The organism is Mycobacterium sp., from assembly GCF_035653355.1.
GTDB lineage: Bacteria > Actinomycetota > Actinomycetes > Mycobacteriales > Mycobacteriaceae > Mycobacterium.
This window is the reverse complement of record NZ_DASRBZ010000689.1, coordinates 1-8851: the sequence shown is the minus strand read 5'-3', so window position 1 is coordinate 8851 and position 8851 is coordinate 1. Positions and strand designations below refer to the sequence as shown.

Annotated in this window: 9 protein-coding genes; 7 read left to right on the top strand and 2 right to left on the bottom strand. The window is 68.3% G+C overall.

Annotated features, from left to right (window positions below; all coding sequences use genetic code 11):
• Nucleotides 1-868, bottom strand: an 868-nt coding sequence (locus VFA16_RS23720; RefSeq protein ID WP_324970190.1) for a wax ester/triacylglycerol synthase domain-containing protein, incomplete at its 3' end; no start/stop codon positions are given.
• Between the two features lie 116 nt (nucleotides 869-984).
• On the opposite strand from VFA16_RS23720, the gene VFA16_RS23715 reads away from it, so the two are divergent.
• Nucleotides 985-1965, top strand: a complete 981-nt coding sequence (locus VFA16_RS23715) for an NAD-dependent epimerase/dehydratase family protein (RefSeq protein WP_324970189.1) — start codon at nucleotides 985-987, stop codon at nucleotides 1963-1965.
• 6 nt (nucleotides 1966-1971) lie between these two features.
• Here the strand turns inward: VFA16_RS23715 and VFA16_RS23710 are convergent, their stop codons facing one another.
• The gene (locus VFA16_RS23710) at nucleotides 1972-2712 is read right to left on the bottom strand and encodes a GAF and ANTAR domain-containing protein (RefSeq protein WP_324970192.1); all 741 of its coding nucleotides are present in this window, start codon (nucleotides 2710-2712) and stop codon (nucleotides 1972-1974) included.
• Between the two features lie 312 nt (nucleotides 2713-3024).
• Between VFA16_RS23710 and VFA16_RS23705 the strand changes: the two genes are divergently transcribed.
• The 6 genes from VFA16_RS23705 to VFA16_RS23680 all read left to right on the top strand — a co-directional run.
• Nucleotides 3025-3393, top strand: a complete 369-nt coding sequence (locus VFA16_RS23705; protein ID WP_324970188.1) for a YraN family protein — start codon at nucleotides 3025-3027, stop codon at nucleotides 3391-3393.
• The gene (locus tag VFA16_RS23700; RefSeq protein WP_324970187.1) at nucleotides 3393-4904 is read left to right on the top strand and encodes a YifB family Mg chelatase-like AAA ATPase; all 1512 of its coding nucleotides are present in this window, start codon (nucleotides 3393-3395) and stop codon (nucleotides 4902-4904) included. Before VFA16_RS23705 ends, VFA16_RS23700 begins: the two co-directional genes overlap by 1 nt.
• Nucleotides 4901-6073 carry a DNA-processing protein DprA gene (gene dprA / locus VFA16_RS23695; protein WP_324970186.1) on the top strand — a complete coding sequence of 391 codons (1173 nt, stop codon included), beginning with the start codon at nucleotides 4901-4903 and terminating at the stop codon, nucleotides 6071-6073. The genes VFA16_RS23700 and dprA overlap by 4 nt, the downstream gene beginning before the upstream one ends.
• A 31-nt stretch (nucleotides 6074-6104) precedes the next feature.
• Nucleotides 6105-6959, top strand: coding sequence for a siderophore-interacting protein (locus tag VFA16_RS23690; protein ID WP_324970185.1), 855 nt, complete (start codon nucleotides 6105-6107; stop codon nucleotides 6957-6959).
• A gap of 24 nt (nucleotides 6960-6983) precedes the next feature.
• A complete protein-coding gene (locus VFA16_RS23685) occupies nucleotides 6984-8144 on the top strand; it encodes a lactate 2-monooxygenase (protein WP_324970184.1) in 1161 nt (386 codons plus the stop codon).
• A gap of 83 nt (nucleotides 8145-8227) precedes the next feature.
• The coding region (locus VFA16_RS23680) for a tyrosine-type recombinase/integrase (RefSeq protein WP_324970191.1) at nucleotides 8228-8851 on the top strand (624 nt) is incomplete at its 3' end.

The following is an 8851-nucleotide window of genomic DNA, read 5'->3' as shown; positions in this document are numbered from 1 at the left end:
TGACCGGAACCATCGCGACCAGCGGAGTGTCGGGAAGCGCATTCTGCTCGATCAGGTAGGCGCGCAGCGCGCCGGCGGACATCGCCAAAACCACGTCGTTGAGGGTCACGCCGCTGGCGCTCTTGACGTGGCGGATGCGATCCAGCGACCACGATTGCGCCGCCACTCGCCGCGCCCCGCCGATACGGACGTTGAACATCGACTTGGGAGCCTGGAACGGCAACGCCAGTTGCTGTTCAAGTAACGCCGCGCGGGCCAGTGACAGCGTCGACGGCGCCAGGGCAGCGGTTGATCCCAGCGCCCCGGTCAGCCTCTGCAGGGGAGACGGTCCGCCGCCACTGCTGCGCCGACGGCGCGGCTTGAGCGCCCAGGGCACCCGGATCTCGTCGTCGTTGGGATCGGTGGTGAACGCCCGCTGCATCAACTTTGCGGCTGACACGCCGTCGAGCAGCGAGTGGTGAAACTTGATGTAGACGGCATAGCGTCCGTCGCTGAGTCCTTCCACCAAATGCGCTTCCCACAGCGGCCGGTGGCGATCCAGCAAAGCCCCGTGCAGCCGGGAGACCACTTCGAGGAGCTCACGGACGCGACCGGGGCTCGGTATTGCGGAGCGCCTGAAGTGGTAGTCGAGTTCCACCTCGTCGTCAAAGGTCCATGCCACATTGGTGACGGGGCCGAAGAACGCTGGATGCTTGCGGAAGGTGGGCTGGACGTCCGTGCAGCCGAGCATCGCATCGTAGGACTCGCGCACGAAGTCCGGTCCCTTGTCTTCGGGCGGCTGAAAGAGCTGCAAGCAGCCGACATGCATCGGATGTTCGCGCGATTCGCCCACCAGAAACATGACGTCGGCCGGTGATATCAGCTCCATGATTCTCTCCCGCCTCGAGTGTTCTTCCTCACCTTGTAACCTTGCCAGGCGCTTCTCACACCCGCTACGCGGATTCCCGCGTTTGCGCTCTCAGCTTCGGCGGGAAGAATGTGCCAATGGGATTGACCGTCGCCGTCACCGGCCCCACCGGAGAAATCGGTATCTCGGCAGTGACGGCGTTGGAGCGCGAACCCGCGGTGGAGAAAATTGTCGGGATGGCGCGTCGCCCGTTCGACCCGGTGACGCTGGGATGGGAGAAGACCACCTACCAACAGGGCGACATCTTGGATCGCGACGCGGTCGACGCGCTGGTCGCCGACGCCGATGTGGTCATCCACTTGGCGTTCATCATCATGGGCTCGCGCGAAGAGAGCGCCCGGATCAATCTGCAGGGCACCCGCAATGTCTTCGAGGCGACCGTCGCCGCCCGGCGGCCGCGGCGCCTGGTGTACACCTCCTCGGTGGCGGCGTACGGCTACCACGCCGACAACCCTGTGCCGCTGACCGAGGATGTGCCGCCACGCGGATCACCCGAGCACTACTACTCCGAGCAGAAGGCCGCATGCGAGGCCGCGCTCGCCGAAATCACCGAAGGCTCGTCGCTCGAGGCGTTCATCCTGCGCCCCTGCATCGTCGCCGGGCCGAAAGCCCGCGCCCTGGCCGACGCGATGCCATGGAACCAACTGCCGGCCCCGATCCGGGCAGTGGCCGGGCTGGTCCCAGTGCTGAAGCCGGTGGTGCCGGATCCCGGCTTTCCGCTGCAGCTCGTCCACCACGACGACGTCGCCGCCGCGATCGCGCTGGCCGCCACCGCACCCGCACCGCCCGGCGCGTACAACCTCGCCGGCGATGGGACGATCACCGTCTCCGACGTGGCCAAGGCGCTGGGTGGCCGACCGGTACGGGTGCCGGCTGCTGCCGCGTCGGCGGCGTCGGCGGCGATTTCGCGGTTGCCGTTCATCCCGTCAGCGCTCGAATGGCTGCATGTGTCTCGTGTGTCGGTGGTGATGGACACGACCAAGGCCAAACGCGACCTCGGTTGGCAGCCGACGTACTCGTCGGCGGAGACGCTGGCAGCGCTGGCTGCAGCGCTCTGACCCGTGCTACACGCCGGGGGCAAGCAGGCCGTCGGTGCCGGACGGCAGCTGACCGCGATTGTGGATGACCGCACGAGCCACGTCGGCCAGCTTGATGTTCAGGTCCTGGGAGTAGTGCCGGAGCAGTTCGAACGCCTCCTGCTCGGAGAAGTTGTGCAGCAGCATCAACATGCCGACGGCCTTGCCGATCTCGCGGTTGCTGAGCAGCCCGCGTCGCAGGGTGGCGGCGTCCTCGCCTTGGCGGATCGCGTTGATCGCCACGCTGGCGAAGGCGGCCAGCACGACGGCCTGCCCCGCGGACTCGGTGTTGAACCTGTTCGGGGTGTCGCTGAAGAGGTTGAGCGCACCGCTTTTTCGACGATCGATCAAGATCCGGAACCCCATCGCGCCGCGCACCGGTGTCTCGGCGACCAGCCGGGCCGCGAGCTCGGGCCATTGACACGGTGTGGTCAGGTCCGGCTCGATTTGCGGGGTTTCCTCCTCGATGGCGTCCAGGCACGGCCCGTCGCAGACGCTGCGCTCAAGGTCGTCGATTTGTAACGCGATCCGGTCACTGGCGCCGACGGTGACATAGTCTCCGTTGTGGCGTAGCAACAAGCTGGCGTGGTCGCACCCCGTCACGGTCAGGGTGGCGGCAACACAGATGGCCGCGTACACCTCATTCGGGTCAGAGCCCTGGTAGATGATCTCGGCAAGTGCGGCGAACACTGTCGCGGGATCTGCTGTTGCGGGACCCGGCGGTGACATACCGGGGCCGGCGGTTAGTTCATCCGCCAAGTCGATCCCTCGTTTCAATATTCCCTGGTCGGCAATTGTCGGCGGCGGTGGTCACCGGCGACGACCAGGTGGGCAGGAGTCAGTTATATAGTCTGCCCGCCCGATGGGCCTAATTTGCTCACTATTGTCACCTGCGGCCCCGACGTCAAACGCCAATCCCGGCTGCCACCCGCTTCGGGACTGCTGTGGACCAAGGCTCGGCTGGGGATAACCAGACGCTGCAGCGCGGTGGCGGCCTTGCTGCCGGCTTGGCGCGTCGGCCGTCCGCGGCAATGTGACGGCATGACGACGTTGAGCCGGGCCGAGCTGGGAGCGCTTGGTGAGCAACTGGCCGTAGACCATCTCACCCGGTTAGGGCTGCGGGTTTTGACCCGCAACTGGCGCTGCCGGTATGGCGAACTGGACGTGGTCGCGACCGATTCGGCTGCGCGCACAGTGGTATTCGTCGAGGTCAAGACCCGCACCGGCGACGGTTTCGGCGGCTTGGCGCACGCGGTGACCCCGCAGAAGGCCCGCCGGCTGCGGCGGCTTGCTGCTTTATGGCTGGCCAGTCAAGACCGGAGTTGGGATGCCATCCGCATCGATGTCATCGGCGTGCGGATCGGGCGCTGCCGCACCCCGGAGATCACTCATCTGCGGGGGATCGGCTGATGGCGTTGGGGCGCGCGTACTCCGTCGCCGTGCGCGGACTGGACGGTGAGATCGTCGAAATCGAAGCCGACATCACCTCGGGCTTGCCGGGCGTGCACCTGGTGGGTCTGCCCGACGCCGCGCTGCAGGAGTCCCGGGATCGGGTGCGGGCAGCGATCACCAACTGCGGGAACCAGTGGCCGATGAGCCGGCTCACCCTGGCGTTGTCGCCGGCGACGCTGCCGAAAATGGGGTCGGTCTACGACCTTGCGCTGGCCGCGGCGGTGCTGTCGGCACAGCGCAAAAAGCCGTGGCAGCGGCTGGCGACCACGGTGCTATTGGGTGAGCTGGCACTGGACGGGCGGGTGCGCCCTGTGCGTGGGGTGTTGCCGGCGGTGGTGGCGGCCAAGGCCGACGGGTGGACGGCCGTGGTGGTCCCGGTGGACAACCTCGCAGAAGCCAGCCTGGTCGACGGTATCGACGTATGGGGTGTGCGCACCCTCCGGCAACTGCAGACCTGGCTCGGCGGAGCGGCGTCGCTGGAAGACAGGATCACCGCCGTCTCGCCTGCGCCCGAGCCGTCGGCGGATCTGGCCGATGTGGTGGGGCAGGCCCAGGCCCGTTTCGCGGTGGAGGTGGCCGCCGCCGGCGCGCATCATCTCATGTTGACCGGGCCGCCGGGTGTGGGCAAAACCATGCTGGCGCAACGCCTTCCGGGGTTGCTGCCACCGCTGTCGGAAAGCGAGTCGTTGGAGGTCACCGCGATCCATTCGGTGGCGGGCCTGCTGTCGGAGACCACGCCGTTGATCACCAGGCCGCCGTTCGTCGCGCCGCATCACAGCTCCAGCGTCGCCGCACTGGTCGGCGGCGGTTCGGGGATGGCGCGGCCGGGCGCGGTCAGTCGCGCCCACCGCGGAGTGCTGTTCCTCGACGAGTGCGCCGAGATTCGGGTCAGTGCGCTGGAGGCATTGCGAACTCCGTTGGAGGACGGAGAGATTCGCCTGGCCCGCCGTGACGGCGTGGCGCGCTACCCGGCACGGTTTCAACTGGTGCTAGCGGCCAATCCCTGCCCGTGCGCGCCTGCTGATCCGCGCGACTGTATGTGCGCCCCCATGGCCAAACGGCGCTATCTGGGCAGGCTTTCGGGACCGCTGCTGGATCGGGTAGACCTGCGTGTCGAGATGCATCCGGTACGCGGCAGCGCGTTCTCCGCCACCCAGGGCGAGTCGACTGCGCAGGTACGCAACCGGGTGGCGCAGGCTCGCGACGCGGCGGCCGAGCGGTGGCGACCGCACGGATTCCGCACCAACGCCGAGGTCAGCGGCGCCCTGCTGCGACGGAAATTCCGGCCGGACAGCGCGGCGATGGCGCCGCTGCGCGCTGCGCTGGACCGCGGGTTGCTCAGCATCCGCGGCGTCGACCGCACACTTCGGGTCGCTTGGACGTTGGCCGATTTGGCGGGCCGCTCGTCGCCCGGTGTCGACGAAGTCGCCACGGCGCTGAGCTTTCGCCAGGCTGGAGCGTCACGATGACGCGGTCGGTTGATGACCCGACGCTGCGGGCGTGGGCATATTTGTCGCGAGTGGCCGAACCACCGTGCGCCGAGCTGGCGGCACTGGTCCGACGCGTCGGTCCGGTCGAGGCCGCCGAACGGGTTCAGCGTGGCCAGGTCGACGACACGCTGGCGCGGCACACCGAGGCCAGACGCGAAATCAACCAGGCCGCAGCGGATCTCGAGCTGCTGCTCCGTCGCGGCGGTCGCCTGATCACGCCGGACGACGACGAATGGCCCGCGCTTGCTTTCACCGCGTTCGACGGCGCGACGGGCAAACCCAAACCGCAGGCCCGCCCGCCGCTGGTGTTGTGGGCGCAGGGTCCCGCGCTGCTCGACGAAACCGCGGAGCGCGCCGCTGCGTTGGTCGGGACGCGCGCTGCCACGGCGTACGGCGAGCACGTGGCGGCCGACCTCGCCGCAGGGCTGACCGAGAGCGACGTCGCGGTGATCTCCGGCGGCGCCTACGGCATCGACGGGACGGCCCACCGCGCCACGCTCGCGTCCGACGGTGTCACCGTGGCAGTGCTCGCCGGTGGTATCGACATCCCTTATCCCGCAGGGCATTCCGGGCTGCTCCATCGTATCGGCGCGCACGGGCTGCTGGTCACCGAATACCCGCCCGGTGTCCGGCCGGCGCGCCACCGGTTCTTGACCCGCAACCGGTTGGTCGCCGCGTTCGCGGGCGCGGCTGTCGTGGTCGAGGCGGGTCTGCGCAGCGGCGCTGCCAATACCGCTGCATGGGCGCGTGCATTGGGCCGGGTAGTGGCCGCGGTTCCCGGCCCGGTCACCTCGTCGGCGTCGGCGGGTTGTCACGCGCTGCTCCGCTCGGGCGCGGAGTTGGTCACCCGCGCCAGCGACATCGTCGAACTGGTCGGTCGCATTGGGGAACTGGCGCCCGACGAACCACGGCCCGCGACAGCGTTCGACACGCTCAGCGCCACCGAACGGCAGGTCTACGAGGCGTTGCCCGGCCGCGGTGCCGCCACCATCGACGAGATCGCCGTGGCATCCGGGTTGGCGCCGGCCCAGGTTCTGGGGCCGCTGGCGATGCTGGAGGTCGCCGGTCTGACCGAAAATCGGGACGGCTGTTGGCGGATCGTCCGAGCGGGTACACAGCAGCCACCGCGGGCGGCACGGCTCGTATAGTCGACACGGTCAACTCTGGAGGGGAGGCGATGTGGCGGGTCGACCAGTGCACACCTTCGAAGTGGTGCGGCGCGAACACCTCGCACCACACATGGTCCGGGTGGTGCTGGGCGGAAACGGCTTCGACACATTCGCGCCCAGCGAATTCACCGACTCATACGTCAAGCTGGTGTTCGTCGCCGACGACGTCGACGTGGCCGCGCTGCCGCGACCGTTGACCCTCGACAGCTTCTCCGGCCTGCCTGCCGAAAAGCAGCCGGTGATCCGGACCATGACCGTGCGTCGCGCCGACGCGGCTGCTCGCGAGCTCACCATCGACATCGTGGTGCACGGCGAGCATGGGGTGGCCGGACCCTGGGCGGAAGCCGCCGAACCGGGCCAACCGATGTACCTGATGGGTCCAGGCGGAGCGTATTCCCCCGACCCGACGGCAGACTGGCACCTACTGGCCGGTGACGAATCCGCCCTGCCGGCAATCGCCGCAGCACTGGAGGCCTTGCCGGACAACGCCATTGGCAAGGCGTTCATCGAGATCGCAGGGCCTGAAGACGAAATCCCGCTGACCGCCCCGGAATCGGTACAGGTGAACTGGATTTACCGCGGCGGGCGGTCTGATCTGGTGCCCGAGGAGCGGGCTGGTGATCACGCGCCGCTGATCGAGGCGGTCAAGACCACCCAGTGGCTGCCGGGTCAAGTGCACGTGTTCATCCACGGCGAAGCCCAGGCTGTCATGCACAACCTTCGCCCCTACATCCGCAAAGAGCGTGAAGTGGACGCGAAGTGGGCGTCGATCTCCGGGTACTGGCGGCGCGGCCGCACCGAAGAGACCTTCCGGCAATGGAAAAAGGAGCTCGCCGAGGCAGAGGCGGCCGGCGTCGCTGACTGATCACCGGCTGGCATTCTCATTGTCGTGGCGTTCTCCGATTACCAGAACGAGATCTACCTTCGTGGTTTGGCGGGCGTTGTTCCGTCACTACCCATGGCCTTCGCGGAACTGGAGTCCAAAGCACAGTCCGCAATGTCACCGTCGGTGTGGTCGTATGTCGCCGGCGGCGCCGGCGATGAACGCACCCAGCGCGCCAACTGCACCGCGTTCGACCGCTGGGGTCTGATCCCGCGGATGTTCGTCGGCGCCACCGAGCGCGACCTGTCCGTCGAACTCTTCGGGCTGCGGTTGTCGTCGCCGATATTCATGGCGCCCATCGGCGTCATCGGCATCTGCGCCCAAGACGGCCATGGCGACTTGGCGACGGCCCGGGCAGCCGCCCTTACCGGTGTACCCATGGTGGCGTCGACGCTGACCGCCGACCCGCTGGAGCAGGTCGCCGCCGAGTTCGGTGACACTCCAGGCTTTTTCCAGCTATACACACCCGCCGACCGCGAGCTCGCCGCGAGCTTCGTGCACCGTGCCGAGGCGGCGGGCTACCGGGGCATCGTCGTGACGCTGGACACCTGGGTGCCCGGTTGGCGGCCACGCGATCTGAGCACCGCGAACTTCCCGCAGCTGCGGGGCCACTGCCTGGGCAACTACACCAGCGACCCGGTGTTCCGCTCCGGGCTGCAGCGCCCGCCGGAAGAAGACCCGCAGGGCGCCGTTCTGCGCTGGGTGCAACAGTTCGGCAATTCGCTGACATGGGATGACCTGCCGTGGCTACGGTCGCTCACCAAGCTGCCGCTGATCGTCAAGGGCATCTGTCACCCCGACGACGCGCGGCGCGCCAAGGATGGCGGCGTCGACGGCATCTACTGCTCCAACCACGGCGGACGACAGGCCAACGGCGGGCTGCCCGCGCTGGACTGCCTGCCGGACGTGGTCGAGGCCGCCGACGGGTTGCCGGTGCTGTTCGACTCCGGCGTGCGCAGCGGCGCCGACATCATCAAGGCTCTGGCCTTGGGCGCAACCGCGGTGGGCGTCGGCCGGCCCTACGCCTACGCCCTGGCGCTTGGCGGGGTCGACGGCATCGTGCACGTGCTTCGTGCGTTGCTGGCAGAAGCCGACCTGATCATGGCCGTCGATGGCTATCCGGTGCTGAGCGATCTCACACCGGACGCGTTGCGGCCGGTCCGCTAACCGGATCTCTGATCGCGACACACGCGCCTCGCCTGGCCGTCGTGCCCGGATGGGTCTGCGACGGTAGGGGAGTGCCGCCTGAGATCGAGGGCATCCTCGACGAGTTCGACGAGTATCTGGCGCTGCAGCGTGGCCGCTCAGCCCATACCCGTCGGGCATACCTGGGCGACTTGCGGTCATTGTTCGCCTTTCTCGCCCGACGACCACCGGGCGCAGGCCTGGAGGCGCTGAGTTTGGCGGTGCTGCGATCCTGGCTGGCCGCCGAAGCCGGCGCAGGCGCGGCGCGCACGACCCTGGCCCGCCGCACGTCGGCGGTCAAGGCCTTCACCGCATGGGCGCTGCGGCGCGGTCTGCTGGATACCGATCCGGCGGTGCGGCTGCAAACGCCCAAAGCGCACCGCACGCTGCCCGCGGTGCTACGCCAGGATCAAGCATTGGCCGCTATGGCTGCCGCGAAAGCCGGCTCGCAGCAACGAGATCCGTTGGCTTTGCGGGACGGGCTGATCGTTGAGTTGCTATACGCCACCGGCATCCGGGTGAGTGAATTGTGCGGCCTGGACATCGACGATGTCGACGTCGGGCACCGGTTGGTGCGGGTGCTGGGCAAGGGCGACAAGCAGCGCACTGTTCCGTTCGGGCAGCCCGCCGCCGAGGCGCTGCGCGCGTGGCTGATTGACGGGCGTCCCGCGTTGGCCACCGCCGAGTCC